This window comes from Pseudomonas sp. PI1, assembly GCF_000812405.1.
GTDB classification, from domain to species: Bacteria; Pseudomonadota; Gammaproteobacteria; order Pseudomonadales; family Pseudomonadaceae; genus Pseudomonas; species Pseudomonas citronellolis.
Genome location: NZ_JWMC01000081.1, coordinates 1 through 19079 on the forward strand (window position 1 = coordinate 1; position 19079 = coordinate 19079).

At 68.5% G+C, this 19079-nt stretch carries 16 protein-coding genes; 7 read left to right on the plus strand and 9 right to left on the minus strand.

Going from position 1 to position 19079, the window contains the following annotated elements; translation table 11 throughout:
• The 6 genes from RN02_RS25615 to pilG all read right to left on the minus strand — a co-directional run.
• Nucleotides 1-4856: Hpt domain-containing protein (locus tag RN02_RS25615; protein ID WP_236695226.1), on the minus strand; the 4856-nt coding region annotated here is incomplete at its 3' end.
• Between the two features lie 24 nt (nt 4857-4880).
• Nucleotides 4881-5738 (minus strand): protein-glutamate O-methyltransferase, encoded by an 858-nt coding sequence (locus RN02_RS25620; protein WP_009615260.1) that lies wholly within the window; start codon nt 5736-5738, stop codon nt 4881-4883.
• A gap of 59 nt (nt 5739-5797) precedes the next feature.
• Nucleotides 5798-7846 (minus strand): methyl-accepting chemotaxis protein, encoded by a 2049-nt coding sequence (locus tag RN02_RS25625; protein ID WP_043317846.1) that lies wholly within the window; start codon nt 7844-7846, stop codon nt 5798-5800.
• A gap of 83 nt (nt 7847-7929) precedes the next feature.
• On the minus strand, nt 7930-8466 hold the full coding sequence (locus RN02_RS25630; protein ID WP_009615258.1) for a chemotaxis protein CheW: 537 nt from the start codon (nt 8464-8466) through the stop codon (nt 7930-7932).
• A gap of 45 nt (nt 8467-8511) precedes the next feature.
• Nucleotides 8512-8877: a twitching motility response regulator PilH gene (pilH, locus tag RN02_RS25635; RefSeq protein ID WP_009615257.1), complete on the minus strand. Its 366-nt coding sequence runs from the start codon at nt 8875-8877 to the stop codon at nt 8512-8514.
• A gap of 44 nt (nt 8878-8921) precedes the next feature.
• Entirely contained in the window at nt 8922-9329 is a 408-nt protein-coding gene (gene pilG, locus RN02_RS25640; protein ID WP_009615249.1) for a twitching motility response regulator PilG, read from the minus strand.
• Nucleotides 9330-9576: 247 nt separating this feature from the next.
• Between pilG and gshB the strand changes: the two genes are divergently transcribed.
• From gshB to RN02_RS25675, 7 genes are all read left to right on the plus strand, one after another.
• Complete coding sequence (gshB, locus tag RN02_RS25645) at nt 9577-10548, plus strand: glutathione synthase (RefSeq protein ID WP_043317848.1); 972 nt, start codon at nt 9577-9579, stop codon at nt 10546-10548.
• A gap of 84 nt (nt 10549-10632) precedes the next feature.
• Nucleotides 10633-11526: an energy transducer TonB gene (locus RN02_RS25650; protein WP_043317850.1), complete on the plus strand. Its 894-nt coding sequence runs from the start codon at nt 10633-10635 to the stop codon at nt 11524-11526.
• A 50-nt stretch (nt 11527-11576) separates the two neighbouring features.
• Nucleotides 11577-12143, plus strand: a complete 567-nt coding sequence (locus tag RN02_RS25655) for a YqgE/AlgH family protein (protein ID WP_009615246.1) — start codon at nt 11577-11579, stop codon at nt 12141-12143.
• A complete protein-coding gene (gene ruvX / locus RN02_RS25660; RefSeq protein ID WP_009615245.1) occupies nt 12143-12571 on the plus strand; it encodes a Holliday junction resolvase RuvX in 429 nt (142 codons plus the stop codon). The genes RN02_RS25655 and ruvX overlap by 1 nt, the downstream gene beginning before the upstream one ends.
• Before the next feature lie 120 nt (nt 12572-12691).
• The gene (pyrR, locus tag RN02_RS25665) at nt 12692-13201 is read left to right on the plus strand and encodes a bifunctional pyr operon transcriptional regulator/uracil phosphoribosyltransferase PyrR (protein ID WP_009615244.1); all 510 of its coding nucleotides are present in this window, start codon (nt 12692-12694) and stop codon (nt 13199-13201) included.
• 39 nt (nt 13202-13240) lie between these two features.
• Nucleotides 13241-14245 (plus strand): aspartate carbamoyltransferase catalytic subunit, encoded by a 1005-nt coding sequence (locus RN02_RS25670; protein WP_043269491.1) that lies wholly within the window; start codon nt 13241-13243, stop codon nt 14243-14245.
• Nucleotides 14242-15513 (plus strand): dihydroorotase, encoded by a 1272-nt coding sequence (locus RN02_RS25675; RefSeq protein ID WP_043269493.1) that lies wholly within the window; start codon nt 14242-14244, stop codon nt 15511-15513. The genes RN02_RS25670 and RN02_RS25675 overlap by 4 nt, the downstream gene beginning before the upstream one ends.
• 355 nt (nt 15514-15868) lie before the next feature.
• Here the strand turns inward: RN02_RS25675 and RN02_RS25680 are convergent, their stop codons facing one another.
• The 3 genes from RN02_RS25680 to RN02_RS25690 all read right to left on the minus strand — a co-directional run bounded on the left by RN02_RS25680 (nt 15869) and on the right by RN02_RS25690 (nt 18959).
• Complete coding sequence (locus RN02_RS25680) at nt 15869-17041, minus strand: cystathionine gamma-synthase (protein ID WP_043317852.1); 1173 nt, start codon at nt 17039-17041, stop codon at nt 15869-15871.
• Nucleotides 17038-18411, minus strand: a complete 1374-nt coding sequence (locus RN02_RS25685) for a pyridoxal-phosphate dependent enzyme (protein WP_043317854.1) — start codon at nt 18409-18411, stop codon at nt 17038-17040. Before RN02_RS25685 ends, RN02_RS25680 begins: the two co-directional genes overlap by 4 nt.
• Nucleotides 18412-18554: 143 nt before the next feature.
• Nucleotides 18555-18959 (minus strand): NINE protein, encoded by a 405-nt coding sequence (locus tag RN02_RS25690; RefSeq protein ID WP_043269499.1) that lies wholly within the window; start codon nt 18957-18959, stop codon nt 18555-18557.
• Nucleotides 18960-19079 lie beyond the last annotated feature (120 nt).

Below are 19079 nucleotides of genomic sequence, written 5' to 3' on the forward strand. Positions count from 1 at the left end.
TCGGCTTCGGCTTCGGCTTCGGCTTCGGCTTCGGCTTCGGCTTCGGCTTCGGCTTCGGCTTCGGCTTCGGCTTCGGCTTCGGCTTCGGCTTCGGCTTCAGGCTGCGGCTCGGCCGGCGCGGCGGTCAAGGCCGACTCGGGGTTCTGGCGGAAGGCGCGGATGCGCTGGATCAGGGCGTCCGGGTCGGTCAGCGGCTGCCCGGCCTGCAACTGGTCGAGCTGCTGCGCCAGGCAGTCGTGGCAGGCCTGGAGCAGCCCGGCCAGGCCGGGGCCGGCCTGGAAGCGCTGGTCGAGCAGACCTTCGTAGAGCGATTCCAGTTCATGGGACAGGTCGCCGATCTCGCGGATCTCGGCCATGCGCGCGCCACCCTTGAGGGTGTGCAGGTCGCGCTGCAGGGTGGACAGCGGCGCCGGCGTCTCCGGGGCCTGGCTCCACTGCGCCAGGGCCTGGCCGGCGCTGTCGAGGATGTCCACGGCCTCTTCGAGGAAGATCGCCACCATTTCCTCGTCCAGCGTCTGCACGGGGTTGGCCGCGCGAACGTCTTCCGGCTCGACCGGCGCGGGCTCCTGCGCCTCGGCGAGCGGCGCCGCCGGCCATTTCAGGCCTTCGGGCAGGTCTTCCGGTGCGGTGGGGCGGTCGAGCAGCAGCTCTTCGTCCTCCAGCGGGAAGTCGTCGGCGGTGAGCTGGTCGAGGTCGATGAAATCGCTCTCGCCGTCGGCCTCCGCCTGCACCGGCTCGGATGCCTCATCGGCCTCCACGGCGGGCGCCTGGAGCAGGCGCTGCAGGGCCTCGACCTGTTGCGGGCAGGCGCTGACCTGCAACGCCGCGGCCACCTGGTCCATCATGCCGATCAACGCCTCGTGGGCGTCTTCGGCGGCGCCGAAGAAGTCGTCGCTCACCGCCAGCCGGCCCTGTTGCACCGCGCCGTAGACGGCCAGCAGCGCCTCGCAGAGTTCGGCCATCTGCGGCAGCTCGGCCTGCTGCGCGCCCTTGGCCAGTGTCGCCAGCTCCTCGTGCAGGGCGCCCAGCTCCTGGCCTTCGTGGGGGTGTTCGCGCCAGCGGCCGAGCAGGTCCTCGGCGTCCAGCAGTATGTTCATGCCCTCGGCGAGGAACAGGCTGAGCATCTGCGGATCGCCGCCGCTCTCGCCGCTTTCGCCGCGACGCTTGGCCTCCGCGGCCTCCAGGCGCTCCTGCTGGACCTGGGCGATGCGCTGCAGCAACTCGTCGCCGCCGTCGATGTGCGCCAGCGGACGGCCGGCGTCCAGTTGTTGCAGACCCACCCTGAGCAGGCGCTCGGCCTCGCGCAGCAGCTCGGCCTCGCGCAGGTCGACCTGCAGCAGGTTGGTCTTGAACTCCTTCACCAGCCGCTCCAGCGGCGTGGCGATTTCCGCGATCGGCAGGATGCCGGCCATGTGCGCGCTGCCCTTGAGGGTGTGCAGGGCGCGTTGCAGGTCGTCGGTGACCGGCTGGGGCAGCTCGCGGTCGCAGTCGGCGAGGAAGCCGCCGAGGGTTTCCAGGTGGGCTTCGGCCTCGTTGCGGAAGATTTCCAGCAGCTGCGGGTCGAGACCTTCGTCCAGGGCCGCGGCTTCGACCGCCGGCTCCAGCGCCACCTCTTCGACCGCCGGTGTTTCCCCGCCTTCCGGCGGCGGCACCGGTTCGCCCTTGGCCAGGGCGTGGGCGGTGGCGGCGAGCTGGTCGACATCGTCGCGCTGACGCTGCGCGCTGGCGGCGAACTCGTCCACCAGCGACGGCATCAGCGCCACCACGTCGCCGACTACCTGCAGCACCGGCGCGCTGGCCGCGATGCTGCGGTCGAGCACGCGGTTGAGCAGGTTCTCGATGGACCAGGCCAGTTCGCCGACCACCAGAGCCCGGACCATGCGCCCGCTGCCCTTGAGGGTGTGGAAGGCGCGGCGGATCTCGGTCAGCGCTTCGCGGTCGTCGACGTCGGCCTGCCAGCGCGGCAGGTATTCGTTGATGGTTTCCAGGACCTCGCCGGCCTCTTCGATGAAGACCTCGCGCAGCTCCTCGTCCACCGGTTCCTCGTCGGCCGGCGGCGGCAGCAGGCTGGGCGGCACCTCGCGGGCCGGCGGGTTGATCGCCTGGGCCGGGGTGGCCATCACCTCGGCCAGGGACAGCGGCTTCGCCTCCTCCGGCTCGGCCTCGGGCTCGATCGGCGGTGATGGCAGCTCGACCTCGGGCAGGTCCAGCGCGGCCATGTCCAGGTCTTCCCAGGCTTGGTCCGCGGCGCTGGGCTGCTCGCTGGCCGGGGCCTCGTCGAGGTCCGGGGCCGGTAGCTCGGGCAGTTCTTCCAGAGATGACCCAGGCGCATCGAGCGGGGCATCCAGCTCCAGCGCGGGCAGTTCGTCGCTCGCCGGCGGCTCGTCGGCGAGGGGTTCCAGGCTCCATTCGCCCAGGGCCGGTGCGCTATCACCAGGTTGCGGCGCGTCGAACGCCAGGTCCCATTCGAGTTCGCTGGCCGGCGCCGACGGGTTGGTTTGCGGCTCGGCCCCGGCATCCAGTGCCGGCAGGTCGTCCAGGCTCCACGAGGTGTCGGAGGTGGAGGGGGTTTCTTCGTCCAGCGTCCACTGGATTTCGCCTTCCGCGGCTGCGGGGCTCGCGGCGGCATCCAGGGCCGGCAGGTCGTCGAGGGTCCAGGAATCGCCTGCGGCCGCCAGGCCCGGGGCTGCGGGCGCCACTTCGGAGCCGGGCAGCGGCTCCAGGCTGTCCAGGGACAGGCTCTCGTCCAGCGACCAGCTCGGCTCCACCGGCTCGGCGGGCGATTCCAACGGCGCGTCCAGGCTGAAGTCGACGCCGGCATCGTCGAGCGCCGGCGTCTCGGGCTCGGCCAGGGTCCAGTTGTCGTCGGAGACCAGCAACGGCGCCTCGACGTCCTCGCGGATCGGCGCCGCTTCCTCGGTGGCCGGCAGGTCCCAGGCCAGCTCGTCGCCGGGCTGGGCGAGATCGCCGGCATTGGCCGGTTCCCAGCCGGGCTCGGCGGCGAAGGCCTGGGCGGCCTCGGGCACTATGTCGTCCGGCGCCTGCAGCTCGTCGACGGCGCCCTGTTCCGCCAGCACGTCGGCGGCGGCGCTGGTCGCCAGCAGGTCGATTTCCGCCAGCGCCTCGTCCGCCGGGGCGTCGGGCGTCGGCATGTCGAGGATGGAAGGCCGCGGCTTGAGCGGATAGCCCAGCTGTTCCAGGCTCTCCTCGGCGACGTCGAGGATCAGCTCGCCGGAGCTGCCCTGGTCCTCGGAGAGGCGTTCGAGGTAGTACTCGACGCCGGTGATGGCGTCGGCCAGGGTGTCCAGGCTGTGCCAGTCCGGCACCGCCTGGCGCGCCAGCAGTTGTTCCTGGATGTAGCGGTTGCAGGCCTCCAGCAGCCGGGCCGCGCGCCCCTGATCGATCATTTCCAGGCCGCCGCGGACCTGGGTCAGCAGTTCCGGCACCCGCGCCAGGTGCTCGTGGTTCCACTGCGAGGCGATGAACTCGATGATGGCGTCCTTGGCCAGCTCCAGGCCGTTGCGCGCCTCCTTGATCACCACCTGGTGGATCTGCGCCACGTCGGTGGTCGGCAGGCGGCTCTCCTCGTCGCCATGTTCCTCGCTGGGCCCGGCCATGCCGGCCAGGGTGGCCTCGACGTAGAGCAGCGCGCCGGCGACGTCCATCAGGGTGGCGTCGCTGGGTTCACGGCGACCGTCGGCCAGGGCGCCGACCACTTCGAGCTGGTCGAGGATCACCCGGCGCGGCTGGCCGAAGCCGAGCACCGCCAGGGTGTCGGCGATCTGCTTGAGCGGCGTCACCAGGGCCTGGAGGTCCGCCACCGAGGAGCGGTCGCTGCGCACGAAGAGGTCGAGGCTGTCCTTGACCCGCACCAGTTCCTCGCACAGGGCGCCGACCACCGAGCGCATGGCGTCGCGGTCCGGGCCGGCCAGGCGGGCGCGTTCCTCGTCCACCACGGCGGCGCCGGGCAGCGCCTCGTCGAGACGGTACTCGTCCTTGACCTCGCGCACCTTGGGCGACTGGTCGGACGCCTTGGCCACATAGAACAGCAGGTTCTTCACCAGTTCGTCGGGCGCCGCCTGGTTCATCCCGTCGGCGCCCTCCTCGACCAGGCGCTTGAACTCGCGGTCGACCTGGCGCAGCAGGTTGCGCACCGTGGTGCCGTTGGCGATGCTGCCGTTGGCCAGGCCCTCGACCATAGCCGAGGCGATGGTCCACAGGCGGCCCAGCGGGGCCTCCTTGCACAGCGATTCGAGGCGGGCGAAGACCCGCGCCATGTAGCCCAGGTTGGTCGGCAGGTCCTGGTTGCGGATCACCCCGACCAGCGCCACCTGCAGCATCTGCCGCAGCTTGCGCAGCAGCGTCGGCAGCTCGGAGGTGCGCAGGCGCGCCAGGGCGTCGTGAGGCAGCAGCGGCTTGCCGCCGGACAGGTCGGGGGCGAACAGGCTGGTTTCCGAGAGCAGTTTCTCGCCGCGGGCGGCGCGCAGGTCGTTGAGCAGCGGCAGCACCACCATCGGCAGGTCGCGGCGCGCGCTCTGGATGCGGTCCAGGTACACCGGCAGTTGCAGGATGGCCTGCATCAGCACTTCCAGGGCCTCGCCCTGGCTGGGCACGCGCTGGTCGATCAGCGCCTGGGTGAGCTGCTCCATTTCCTCGGCGAGCAGGGCGGCGCCATAGAACTCCACCATCTGCAGGGTGCCCCGCACCTGGTGGACGTGGGCCAGGCAGAAACCCATGCGCGTGGGGTCCTGCGGGTTCTCGACGAACGCCTCCAGGGCCTGCCGCGCCTGCTTGAGGGTTTCGGCGATCTCGCCTTTCACCCATTCCAGGGCGACATAATCGTGCCGATCACCCATAGCCACTCCACTCATGTGTCTGTGTCATCCCTTCCGGGTAAAGGCCAGAACCCGCTCGTCGGCCACCGGCACCAGGTCCGGGTGCTGCCATTCGGCAACCTCGCCAACGCCTATCACCAGCAGCCCACCCGGCGCCAGGCGCTCGGCCAGGCGGTTGAGGATGTCCCGGCGCCGCCAGCGGCGGAAGTAGATCAACAGGTTCTGACAGAAGATCACGTCCAGGCCGGACATGGGCGCCTGCCCCAGGTCCAGCACGTTCAATCGCGTACAGCACACCCGCTCGGCCAGCTCGGGTCGAACCCGGTAGCGGCCGTCGGCCTCTTCCCGGAAATAGCGTTGCCGCAGTTCGTCCTCGACATCCGCCAGCTTGCGCGCCGGGTACAGCGCCTCGCGGGCCTTGCCCAGGGCGCTGAGGCTTATATCGGTGCCGCTCACCCCGTACAGCGACGGCAGTTCCAGCTCGCGCAGCGCCTCGGCGACCACCATGGCCAGCGAGTACGGCTCCTCGCCGCTGGAACAGCCCACGCTCCACAACGCCAGCGGCCGCCCCAGCGCCGGCAGGCGCTCGCGGACGTAGCCGGCGAGCAGCTCGAAGGACGCGAGGTGGCGGAAGAAGCGGGTTTCCTGGACGGTCAGGCGGTCCAGCAGGTTCGACCACTCCACCGCGCCCCGCGGGCCGTCGGTGACCTGGCGGTAGTAGCTGGCGTAGTCGCCGATGCCCAGCTCGCGCATACGCGCGCCCAGGCTGGTCTGCAGGAAGGTCCGGCGCTGTTCGTTGACCACCACGCCGGTGCGTTCTTCCAGCAGAGCCTGCCAGTCGCGGAACTCCGCCGCCGACATGTCGGCCAACGGCTGCAACGACCAGACGCCAGTTGCCTGCATGTCGCGCCTCTCGCTCAAGACTGTCGTGCGCGGCGCCCTTCAGCCCCGCGCACCTCCGCTCAGGCCCGTTCTGCCAGGTCCGGCAGTTTGAAGCCGGATACCGAGTTGCGCATCTCGCTCGCCATCTTCGCCAGGTTGCCGATGCTGCGCGCAGTGGCGGTGGTACCGGCGGAGGTCTGCGAGGTGATCTCCTGGATCACGTTCATGGTGTTGGAAATGTGGCCGGCGGACGACGCCTGCTGACGGGCGGCGTTGGAGATGTTCTGGATCAGCGCCGCCAGGGTCTTGGATACCTTCTCGATCTCTTCCAGGGCCACACCGGCGTCCTGCGCCAGGCGGGCGCCGCGCACCACTTCGGAGGTGGTCTGCTCCATGGAGATCACCGCTTCGTTGGTGTCGGTCTGAATGGTCTTCACCAGCGCCTCGATCTGCTTGGTCGCGGCGGAGGAACGTTCCGCCAGGCGCTGTACCTCGTCCGCCACCACGGCGAAGCCGCGGCCCGCGTCACCGGCCATGGACGCCTGGATCGCGGCGTTCAGGGCGAGGATGTTGGTCTGGTCGGCGATGTCGTTGATCAGGCTGACGATGTCGCCGATCTCCTGGGACGATTCGCCCAGGCGCTTGATCCGCTTGGAGGTGTCCTGGATCTGTTCGCGGATGTTGTCCATGCCGGTGATGGTGTTGTGCACCACCTCGTTGCCCTTGTTGGCGATGGCCACGGAACGTTCCGCCACCGCGGAGGACTCGCTGGCGTTCGCCGATACCTGGTCGATGGACACGGCCATTTCGTTGATCGCGGCGGAGGCGCCGGCGATTTCCTGGGCCTGGTGCTCGGAGGCCTCGGCCAGGTGCATCGCCGTGGCCTGGGTTTCCTGGGCGGCGGCGGCCACCTGCACGGCGGTGAGGTTGATGGTTTCCACCAGCTCGCGGAGCTGGTCGATGGAGTAGTTGATGGAGTCCGCGATGGCGCCGGTGAAGTCCTCGGTCACGGTCGCGGCCACGGTCAGGTCACCGTCGGCGAGGTCGGCGATCTCGTCGAGCAGCCGCAGGATCGCCGCCTGGTTGCGTTCGTTCTTCTCGGCGGTCTCGGCGAGGCGGCGGTTGGTCTCGCGCACCATCACCAGGCCGATGAGGATGATCGAGCCGAGGGCGAGGATGCCCAGGGCGACGCTCGCCACCTGGTTCAGGTGCCGGCCGCCGGCCAGGTTCTCGAAGCCGTCGGCCAGCTTGGAGGCCTTGTCCAGCAGGGTCTGCGAGCTGCTGAAGATGGTGTTGGCGGATTCGCGGACCTGGAACAGTTCCGGCGAGGTCTCGAGGATCTCGTCCACCGAGCCGGAAACGAACTCGAACAGCTCGGAAACCTCGTTGAGGCGGTCCACCGCCTCGGCGTTGGTCACCTTGGAGATGCTCATCGCCGCGTTGCCTTCCTTCATGCCCTTGAGCACCCGGCCGAACAGGCTGGCGTCGCGGCCGAAGCTGTCGGCGGCCTGCACCGAGTTCTCGTCGCCGGCGAGCACCTTGTTCACCGAGCCGAGGATACGTTCGGCGAGCAGTGACTGGCGCTGGGCCACGGCGACCTGGTCGGCCGGCGCGCCGCTTTCCAGGAGGATGTCCACCACTTCCTCGTAGGTCACCTGCAGCTGCGGGATGGTCTCGGCGAGGGTCGCGGCCACCTGGTGCAGCGAGAGCACGGTCTGTTCGCTGGCGAGGATGGAGTCGGTGTTCTTGCGCAGCAGGTCCCAGTCCTTCTGCACGTCGGCCATCTGCGCCTGGACGGCGGTAGGGCTCGGCGGCAGGCCGGTGCTCTCGTCACCCTTGAGCAGCACGTTCCAGCGCTTCTCGAAGTCGTTGCGGGCCTCCTTCAGCGATTTGAACGCCTCGCTCTTGCCCGCCGCGGCTTCCGTGGCGTTCTTGGCGATCCGCTGCGACAGCACGCGCAGTTCGCCGGCGTGGCCGATGTACTGCTTGTCGTGGTTCGACTGGGTGTTGAGGTAGGCGAAGTTGGCGAACAACAGCACGATCGAGACGATCAGGACGATGAACAGCCCCGCGATCAGTGAACTGCTGCGCGTCCCCGCAAAGAGATTGCCTGTCTTGATTTTCTTCATATACGGCCCCCGCCTGGACCCACCACGATTTCGGTTTCCATGTCACGACACGGGCCGGAAGTTCCCGACCCAACCGTTTTCAACTAGCTGGCGACGTCGAGGAAGCCCGGGTGCTGCGCCAGGGCATGCGGGCTGAATACCAGCCAGGGCTGCTCTCGATGGAATACGCCATGAACAAAGGGTTGCAGCGCCGCCTCCAGGGGTGGCAACTGCTCGCTGAAGGCGTCCACCGGGAAGTGCTGCATGCCCAGGACCTCATCGACGATGAGCCCGGCGAACACCTCCCCGTGTTCCACCACCAGCACGCGGCGCTGCTTGCGCAACGGCGACAGCTCCGCGCCGAGAAATCCGCACAGGTCCATGATCGGCAGCAGCCGACCGCGGACGTTGGCCACGCCCCGGACCCACTCGCGCACGCCGGGCAACAGGGTGTAGCGCGGCTCGTGGAGCACTTCGCCGACCTCCCCCATGGGCGCCACGAACAGGCGGCCGGCCATGCGGAAGCCGATGCCGTTCCAGCTCTGCACGACCTCGCGCTGCGCCGGCAGGCCGGCAGCCAGGCGACGGCAGCGCTGGTCGATCTCGACGAGAAGCTGGAAGGGACTCTGGACTTCAGACATGCCGGCCCTGGCCTTTTCTAATAGTTATTCGGGCCCCGCCCGGCGTCAGCCGGCGAGTACCGCATTGATGGTCTTGAGCAGCGTTTCTTCGTCGACCGGCTTGGTCAGGTAGTCGCGAGCGCCCTGGCGCTTGCCCCAGACCTTGTCGGTCTCCTGGTCCTTGGTGGTGACGATGATGACCGGGATGGCGCTGGTCTCCGGGTCCTTGGACAGCTGCCGGGTGGCCTGGAAGCCGTTCAGCCCGGGCATGACGATGTCCATCAGGACCACGTCCGGCTTCTCCTGCCGGGCCAGGGCGACGCCGTCGGCGCCGTTCTCCGCCTTGAGCACCTGGTGCGAGTGCTTCTCCAGCATCGCGGTCAGCTTGTACATCTCGGTCGGAGAGTCATCAACAATGAGGATTCGAGCCATGGGGTCCCCCAGGAAAAGGCATCACCGGCACGCAGGGCCGGACATCAGGAAGCTTGCTCCACCGGGGTGAAGTCGGGCACGTGGGTCTTGATGGCGCCGAGCAGCTCTTCCTTGCTGAAGGGCTTGGTGAGGTACTGGTCGGAGCCGACGATACGACCCTTGGCCTTGTCGAACAGGCCGTCCTTGGAGGACAGCATGATCACCGGGGTGGATTTGAAGGCGCTGTTGTTCTTGATCAGGGCGCAGGTCTGATAGCCGTCGAGCCGAGGCATCATGATGTCGACGAAGATGATGTTCGGATGGGTGTCGGCGATCTTCGCCAGCGCGTCGAAGCCATCGATGGCCGTGATGACATCGCAGCCGACTTTCTTGAGCAGGGTTTCGGCGGTACGACGGATCGTCTTGGAATCGTCGATGACCATCACCTTCAAACCATCGGAATGCTGTTCCATGTTCGCCCTTTTACCATCTCGGTGAATCGTTACTGTCTTATATTCAGTGCGCTGACGCCCTGCCACCGTTCGGGCTGCGACCCAATCGTCGGAGTCTTTTAGCACACTCTCCCGCATCCATCCATAACACCCCGGATGCGCTGGCTTTTTCCTTGACCGGGCACATATCCGGCGCCACCCTGAGCATCCTTTTCCGCCCTTTTCGGCGCGGTTCGTCGCCGCACCACCCCCTTTCGGAGGACTCCCCATGAGCGTACGCCTGGGCATCGTGATGGACCCCATCGCGAGCATCAACTTCAAGAAGGACAGCTCCCTGGCGATGCTGCTGGCGGCCCAGGCCCGTGGCTGGACGCTGTTCTACATGGAACAACAGGATCTTTACCAGAAAGCGAACGCCGCACGGGCCAAGATCCGCCCCCTGAAGGTCTTCGACGACGCCGAGCGCTGGTACGAGCTGGACCAGGAGATCGACCTGCCGCTCGCCGAGCTGGACGTGATCCTGATGCGCAAGGACCCGCCCTTCAACAACGAGTACATCTACTCCACCTACCTGCTGGAACAGGCCGAGCGCGCCGGCACCCTGGTGGTGAACCGCCCGCAGAGCCTGCGCGACTGCAACGAGAAGTTCTTCGCCACGCTGTTCCCGCAGTGCACGCCGCCGACACTGGTCACACGGCGCGCCGACATTCTGCGCGAGTTCGCCGCCGAACATCGTGACATCATTCTCAAACCCCTCGAAGGCATGGGCGGCACCATGATCTTCCGCCACCGCGAAGGCGACCCGAACCTCTCGGTGATCCTCGAGACCCTGACCCTGCACGGCCACCAGCAGATCATGGCGCAGCGCTACATCCCGGAGATCAAGGATGGCGACAAGCGTATCCTGATGATCGACGGCGAGCCGGTGGAATACTGCCTGGCGCGCATCCCGGCCCAGGGCGAGACGCGCGGCAACCTCGCCGCCGGCGGCCGCGGCGTGGCCCAGCCGCTGACCGAGCGCGACCGCTGGATCGCCCAGCAGGTCGGCCCGCAACTGCGCGAGCGCGGCCTGCTGTTCGTCGGCCTGGACGTGATCGGCGACTACCTCACCGAGATCAACGTCACCAGCCCGACCTGCATCCGCGAGATCGATAAGGCCTACGACACCCGCATCGGCGAGCGCCTGATGGACGCCATCGAGGGCAAGCTCAAGGCCCGCGCGGCGGCGGCGCAAGTTTGACGCAGCCGACAACTTGACGCTTGCCGCTTGCAGGCGGCGGCCGGGGAAAGCAGACTTCGCCCACCCCGGCCAACCCTATATGCAATGAACGCTGCAACCTCCCCCCAAGCCTTCCCGTCCTCCGGCGTCCGCCCGGCGGACCGCCTGGGCTTCACCCTGTTCGTGGCGGCGGTGCTGCATGTGGCGCTGATCCTCGGCGTGGGCTTCTCCATGCCCCACCCGAGCCAGCTGAGCAAGACGCTGGAAATCACCCTGGCCACCTTCAAGAGCGAGAAGAAGCCGGAGAAGGCCGACTACCTGGCGCAGATGAACCAGGAAGGCAGCGGCACCCTCGAGCACAAGGCCATCCCCAAGACCACCGAGCAGGCGCCGTTCCAGGACAGCGAGGCGAAGAAGGTCGCCCCGCCGCCGACGCCGAAGCAGGCCAAGGAGGCGGAATCGCCCAAGACCGCCGTGGCCACCAGGGCGCCGAAGCCGCAGAAGGTCCAGGCCAAGCCGCAGAAGCCCAAGGCCGAGCAGGTCGCCCAGCCGGCGCCGCAGTTCGACTCCAGCCAGCTGTCGGCGGAAATCTCCAGCCTCGAGGCGGACCTTGCCAAGGAGCGCCAGGCCTACGCCAAGCGCCCGCGCATCCACCGCCTGACCGCCGCCTCGACCATGCGCGACAAGGGCGCCTGGTACAAGGAGGAGTGGCGCAAGAAGATCGAGCGCATCGGCAATCTCAACTACCCCGACGAGGCCCGCCGCCAGCGCATCTACGGCAGCCTGCGGCTGCTGGTGTCGATCAACCGCGACGGCTCGCTGTATGAGGTGCAGGTGCTGGAGTCCTCCGGGCAGCCGCTGCTCGACCAGGCCGCCCAGCGCATCGTCCGCCTGGCCGCGCCCTTCGCCCCGTTCAGCGGCGACCTGGCGGACATCGACCGCCTGGAAATCATCCGCACCTGGCGCTTCGAGCGCGGCGACCGCCTGTCGAGTCGATAGCCCCCTCCGGGCGGCTTGCAGGCCGCGCGCCCAAGCCTGAAACTAGCGCCATGAATACAGCGCCCACCTACCTCAAGCACCATTTCCTGATCGCCATGCCGCACATGGCCGATCCCAATTTCGCCCAGACCCTGACCTACCTGGTCGAGCACAACGAGCAGGGCGCCATGGGCCTGGTGATCAACCGCCCCAGCGGCCTGAACCTCAGCGACGTGCTCGAGCAACTGCGCCCCGAGCCCCTGCCGCCGGCGCGTTGCCAGGGCATCACCGTCTACAGCGGCGGCCCGGTGCAGACCGACCGCGGCTTCGTCCTGCACCCGGCCGGGCAACTGTTCCAGGCCACCCTGGAGCTGGGCGAGCTGAACCTTTCCACTTCCCAGGACGTGCTCTTCTCCATCGCCGACGGCAGCGGCCCCGCGCAGAGCGTCATCGCCCTCGGCTACGCTGGCTGGGAAGCCGGCCAGCTGGAGGCCGAGCTGGCCGACAACGCCTGGCTGACCTGCCCGGCGGACCTGGAAGTGCTCTTCGACGTGCCCGCCGAGCAGCGCCTGGCCGCCGCCGCACAGCGCCTGGGGATCAACCTCAGCCTGCTCACCGCCCAGGCCGGGCACGCCTGATGGGCGCGCCGCGCCTGCTGCTGGGCTTCGACTACGGCACCAAGCAGATCGGCGTCGCCGTCGGCCAGGCGGTCACCGGCCAGGCCCGCGAACTCTGCGTGCTCAAGGCGCAGAACGGCGTGCCGGACTGGAACCGCGTCGAGGCGCTGATCAAGGAATGGCAGCCGGACGCCATCGTCGTCGGCCTGCCGCTGAACATGGACGGCACGCCCAGCGAGATGAGCGAGCGCGCCGAGAAGTTCGCCCGCCGCCTGCACGGCCGCTACAACCTGCCGGTGCACACCCACGACGAGCGCCTGACCACCTACGCCGCCAAGGGCGAGCGCCTGGCCCAGGGCCAGCGCGACGGCTACCGCGAACGCCCGGTGGACGCCCTGGCCGCGGCCCTGCTGCTCGAGGGCTGGCTGGAGGCCCACGGCGGCGCTTGACCTGCGGCAGTGCCGGCCGCGGCACACGCGCTAATCTTGAGCGGGTACCCGCCGCACACGGGCGCCCGAGGAATCCACGGCGGCCCAGCCTGGACCGCCACGAGTCATCCAGGAGATGTCATGAACCTGCCCAGTCCCGCCGAACTCCTGCCGCGCATGGCCACCGACCTGCGCAACCACCTCGCCGAGCGCGGCATAGACACGCCGCGCTTCGTCGGCATCCACACCGGCGGCATCTGGGTCGCCCAGGCCCTGCTCAAGGAACTGCACAGCGAGGAGATCCTCGGCATCCTCGACGTCTCCTTCTACCGCGACGACTTCACCCGCAGCGGCCTGCACCCGCAGGTCCGTCCGTCGGAACTGCCGTTCGAGATCGACGGCCAGCACCTGGTCCTGGTCGACGACGTGCTGATGAGCGGCCGCACCATCCGCGCCGCGCTCAACGAGCTGTTCGACTACGGCCGCCCGGCCAGCGTGACCCTGGTCTGCCTGCTGGACCTGAACGCCCGCGAGCTGCCGATCCGCCCCGACGTGGTCGGCCAGACCCTGTCGCTGGCCCCCAATGAAAGGGTAAAATTGCGCGGTCCCGCACCACTCGTCCTCGAGCGCACTCTCATCAGCGCGCTCTGAACGCGCGCGCCACCCTTTCCACCATTCAGGGCCTGCCCCATGCCGACAGACGCCAAGCGCCCGCTGCAGCTCAACGACCAGGGCCAGCTGCGCCACTTCCTCTCGCTCGACGGCCTGCCCCGCGAGCTGCTGACCGAAATCCTCGACACCGCCGACTCCTTCCTCGAAGTCGGCGCGCGCGCGGTGAAGAAGGTCCCGCTGCTGCGCGGCAAGACCGTGTGCAACGTGTTTTTCGAGAACTCCACGCGCACCCGCACCACCTTCGAACTGGCCGCCCAGCGCCTGTCCGCCGACGTCATCACGCTGAACGTGTCGACCTCCTCGACCAGCAAGGGCGAGACCCTCACCGACACCCTGCGCAACCTCGAGGCCATGGCCGCCGACATGTTCGTCGTGCGCCACAGCGACTCGGGCGCGGCGCACTTCATCGCCGAACACGTCAGCCCCAGGGTGGCGGTGATCAACGGCGGCGACGGCCGCCACGGCCACCCGACCCAGGGCATGCTCGACATGCTCACCATCCGCCGCCACAAGGGCAGCTTCGAGAACCTCTCGGTGGCCATCGTCGGCGACGTCCTGCACTCGCGGGTGGCGCGCTCGAACATGCTGGCGCTGAAGACCCTCGGCTGCCCGGACATCCGCGTCATCGCCCCGCGCACCCTGCTGCCGATCGGCCTGGAGGAGGTCTACGGGGTGAAGGTGTTCACCGACGCCAACGAAGGCCTCAAGGACGTCGACGTGGTCATCATGCTGCGCCTGCAGCGCGAGCGCATGCAGGGCGGCCTGCTGCCCAGCGAAGGCGAGTTCTTCAAGCTCTACGGCCTGACCCAGAAGCGCCTGAAGCTGGCCAAGCCCGATGCCATCGTCATGCACCCGGGGCCGATCAACCGCGGCGTGGAGATCGAATCCGCGGTAGCCGACGGCGAGCAGTCGGTGATCCTCAACCAGGTGACCTACGGGATCGCCATCCGCATGGCCGTGCTGTCCATGGCCATGAGCGGGCAGAACGCCCAACGCCAGCTGGAACAGGAGGACGCGCAATGACCGTCAGCATTCACGGCGCCCGCGTCATCGACCCAGCCAGCGGCCTGGACCAGGTCTGCGACGTCCATATAGAAGCCGGCAGGATCATCGCCCTGGGCCAGGCCCCGGCCGATTTCCACGCCGCCCAGGAGCTGGACGCCGCCGGCCTGATCGCCGCGCCCGGCCTGGTGGACCTGAACGTGGCCCTGCGCGAGCCGGGCTATAGCCGCAAGGGCAACATCGAGAGCGAAACCCGCGCCGCCAGCGCCGGCGGCGTCACCAGCCTGTGCTGCCCGCCGCAGACCAAGCCGGTGCTGGACACCCCGGCGGTGGCCGAACTGATCCTCGACCGCGCCCGCGAGGCCGGCAACGCCAAGGTCTTCCCCATAGGCGCGCTGACCCGCGGCCTGGCCGGCGAGCAGCTGTCCGAGCTGGCCGCCCTGCGCGACGCCGGCTGCGTGGCCTTCAGCAACGGCCTGGCGCCGCTGGCCAGCAACCGCGTGCTGCTGCGCTCGCTGGAGTACGCGGCGACCTTCGACCTGACGGTGATCTTCACCTCCCAGGATGCCGAACTGGCCCAGGGCGGCCTGGCCCACGACGGCCCCACCGCCAGCTTCCGCGGCCTGGCCGGCATCCCCGAGAGCGCCGAGACCGTAGCCCTGGCCCGCAACCTGCTGCTGGTGGAGCAGAGCGGCGTGCGCGCGCACTTCAGCCAGCTGACCAGCGCCCGCGGCGTGGAGATGATCGCCCAGGCCCAGGCCCGCGGCCTGCCGGTGACCGCCGACGTGGCGCTGTACCAGCTGATCCTCACCGACGAGGCCCTGGCCGACTTCTCCAGCCTCTACCACGTGCAACCGCCGCTGCGCTCGCGCAAGGACCGCGACGCCCTGCGCGAGGCGGTGAAGAGCGGCGTGATACAAGCCATCGCCAGCCACCACCAGCCCCACGAGGCGGACGCCAAGAACGCCCCCTTCGCCGACACCGAGCCGGGCATCAGCAGCGTCGAACTGCTGCTGCCGCTGGCCATGACCCTGGTGCAGGACGGCCTGCTCGACCTGCCGACCCTGCTGGCGCGCCTGACCACCGGCCCGGCCGCCGCGCTGCGCCTGCCGGCCGGCCGCATAGCGGTGGGCGAGGCGGCAGACCTGGTGCTGTTCGAGGCCGAGGGCCAGACCCTGGCCGGCGAGACCTGGTACTCCCGCGGACAGAACAGCCCGTTCATGGGCCACTGCCTGCCGGGCGCGGTGCGCTGTACGCTGGTGGATGGGCATATCGTGCATGCCATCTGAGTTGCCCAGGCATGAAGAAGAAGCCCGCCATCCGGCGGGCTTCTTCTTTTCCTGTAGGAGCGAGCTTGCTCGCGAAGGGGGCTTGCAGGCGATTTTTGGCGTTGAGCTTTAGAGCGCCCTCTCCCTAACCCTCTCCCTGAAGGGAGAGGGGACCGTTGGGCAGAGTTGGATGTGCTGGCGTCAGCCGGCTAGCACAGAGACTGCCGGCTGAAACCAGGCCTTCTCTCGGCACGAACAAGCCCCCTCTCCCTTCAGGGAGAGGGCTGGGGAGAGGGGACGGAGGTGACCTCATGCACAGCATGGCCGGAAAGCACCGTTCGCGAGCAAGCTCGCTCCTACAAAAAAGCCCCCGCCCCTAGATAGTCGCCAACGCCTGCGCCAAATCCGCACGCAGATCCTCGACATCCTCCACCCCCACCGACAACCGCACCAGCGCATCGCCTATCCCCAGCTCAGCCCGGGTAGCCGGCGGAATGGTGGCATGGGTCATGATCGCCGGATGCTCGATCAGACTCTCCACCCCACCCAGGCTCTCGGCCAGGGCGAAGATGCGCACGTTCTCCAGGAAGCGTTTCGAGCCGGCCAGGTCAGTGGCCAGGTCCATCGAGATCATCCCGCCGAAGCCGTTCATCTGCCGCTTGGCCAGCTCGTGCTGCGGGTGCGAGGGCAGGCCCGGGTAGTGCACCCGCGCCACCTGCGGCTGGCGTTCCAGCCACTGGGCCAGTTCCAGGGCGTTGGCGCAGTGCCGCTCCATGCGCAGTGCCAGGGTCTTCACCCCACGCAGGGTGAGGAAGGCGTCGAAGGGGCCGGCGATGGCGCCCACGGCGTTCTGCAGGAAGCCCAGGCGCTCAGCCAGTTCCGGGTTGTCGCCGACCACGGCGATGCCGCCGATGACGTCGGAGTGGCCGTTCAGGTACTTGGTGGTCGAATGCACCACCACGTCGAAGCCCAGCTCCAGCGGGCGCTGGATACGCGGGCTGGCGAAGGTGTTGTCGGCTACGCAGAGGATGCCGCGGCTGCGGCACAGGCGGGCGATGGCCTCCAGGTCGGCCAGGCGCAGCAGCGGGTTGCTCGGCGTCTCGATCCACACCATGCGTGTTTCCGGGCGCAGCGCGGCTTCGATGGCGCCGATGTCGGTGAGGTCGACGAAGCTGAATTCGTGCCCGGCGCTGCGCCGGCGCACGCGCTCGAACAGGCGGAAGGTGCCACCGTAGATGTCGTTGCCGGACACGATGTGCGAGCCGGCATCGAGCAATTCCAGGGTCGCCGAGATGGCCGCCAGCCCGGAGGCGAAGGCGAACGCCTTGCTGCCGCCCTCCAGGTCCGCCACGCAGCGCTCCAGGGCCCAGCGCGTGGGGTTGTGCGAGCGCCCGTAGTCCAGGCCCTTGTGCACCCCAGGGCTGTCCTGCAGGTAGGTGGAGTTGGCGTAGATCGGCGGCATCAGCGCGCCGGTGGAAGGGTCGGGCGCCTGGCCGGCGTGGATGACCCGCGTGGCGAAACCGCGCGGGGCCTTGGAATCCTGGCTCATGGGAGCGTTCTCCGGAGGTGGTTGAGCAAGTCGAAACGGGTGATCAGGCCATGGAAGCCCGAGGAGTCGGCGATGATGGCGACCAGGCCACGGTCCAGCTCGGCCTGCAGTTCGGCCAGGCTGGCGTCCGGGGCCAGGGTTTCCAGGCGGGTGGTCATGGCGCTGGCCACCGGCTGGCGGAAGTGGCTGGCGTCGGCATGCACGCCCAGCAGGATGTCGGATTCGTCGATGACCCCGACCAGCCTGCCGTTGGCCAGCACCGGCAGCTGCGAGACATCGGCCAGGCGCATGCGCTGGAAGGCGGTGAGCAGGGTGTCGTCCGGCCCCACGCTGATCACCCGACCCTCCTCGAAGCGCCGCGCGATGATGTCGCGCAGGTCGCCGTAGCGCTTGCGCTGCAGCAGGCCCTGGTCAGTCATCCACTGGTCGTTGTAGACCTTGGACAGGTAACGCGTGCCGGTGTCGCAGACGAAGCTGAGCACGCGCTTGGGCTGCGTCTGCTCGCGGCAGTAGCGCAGGGCGGCGGCCAGCAGGGTGCCGGTGGAGGAGCCGCCGGGAATGCCCTCGGCGCGCAGCAGCTCGCGGGCGTGGGCGAAGCTTTCCTCGTCGCTGATGGAATAGGCGTGGCGCACGCTGGAGAGGTCGGCGATGGAGGGAATGAAGTCCTCGCCTATGCCTTCCACCGCCCAGGAACCGACCTCGCCGAGGGTGCCGTCGCGCACGTAGCCGGCCATCACCGAGCCCACCGGGTCGGCCAGGACCATTTCCAGGTTCGGCTGCACCTGGCGGAAGAAGCGCGTCAGCCCGGTGAGGGTGCCGGCGGAGCCGACGCCGACGACGATGGCGTCCAGGTCATGGCCGGTCTGCTGCCAGATTTCCGGGGCGGTGCTGGTTTCGTGGGCCAGGGGGTTGGCCGGATTGTTGAACTGGTCGGCGAAGAAGGCCCCGGGGATTTCCGCGGCCAGGCGCGCGGCCACGTCCTGGTAGTACTCCGGGTGGCCCTTGCCGACGTCGGAGCGGGTGATGTGCACCTCGGCGCCCATGGCCTTGAGGTGCAGGACCTTCTCGCTGGACATCTTGTCCGGCACCACCAGCACCACCCGGTAGCCCTTGGCGCGGCCCACCAGGGCCAGGCCCAGGCCGGTGTTGCCGGCGGTGGCCTCGACTATGGTCCCGCCGGGCTGCAGGCGACCGTCGCGCTCGGCGGTCTCGATCATGGCCACGCCGATGCGGTCCTTGATCGAGCCGCCGGGGTTCTGCGATTCCAGCTTGAGGAACAGCGTGCAGGGGCCGGTATCGAAGCGGCTGACCTGCACCAGCGGCGTGTTGCCGATCAGGTCGAGTACGGCAGGACGAAGTTCGTTGCTCATGGCATCCACTCCTTGTCGGCGCCGCGGGGATCGCCCGGCGGCGCGCCTTTATGGTCTTCCTGACCATAGGCCGGCGGCGCGCCCATCGCCATGCCGGCTGACGAAAAAGCCCGCCGGTGGGCGGGCTTTCCGGCAAGGAACGCTTACAGCCGCTGCGGGCCGTTGCGCTCGGAGACCTGGGCGTTGAGCGTCCAGAAGTCGTAGAGCACGCCGAGGAAGAACAGGCCGCCAGTGCACAGGTAGAGGATGCCGGTCAGCCACTTGCCCATGTACATGCGGTGCACGCCGAACACACCGAGGAAGGTCAGCAGTATCCAGGCCACGTTGTAGTCCAGGGCGCCGCTGCGGTAGCGCAGGTCGGCCTCGTCGTCCATCGAGGGGATCAGGAACAGGTCGATGATCCAGCCGATGAAGAACAGCCCGAGGGTGAAGAACCAGATGGTCCCGCTGACCGGCTTGCCATAGTAGAAGCGGTGCGAACCGGTGAAGCCGAAGATCCACAGCAGGTAGCCGATGACCTTGCTGTGGGTGTCGGGGGTATTGGGCATGGAGCGCTCCTTGGCAGGGATTCCTGGATTCGACCGACGCGATCGCGGCGGGTTTACCGCCACTGTAAGAAAAGTCGCGGGGGATACAAAGCCGCGGACAGGCTTTTCGGTCAAAGGACC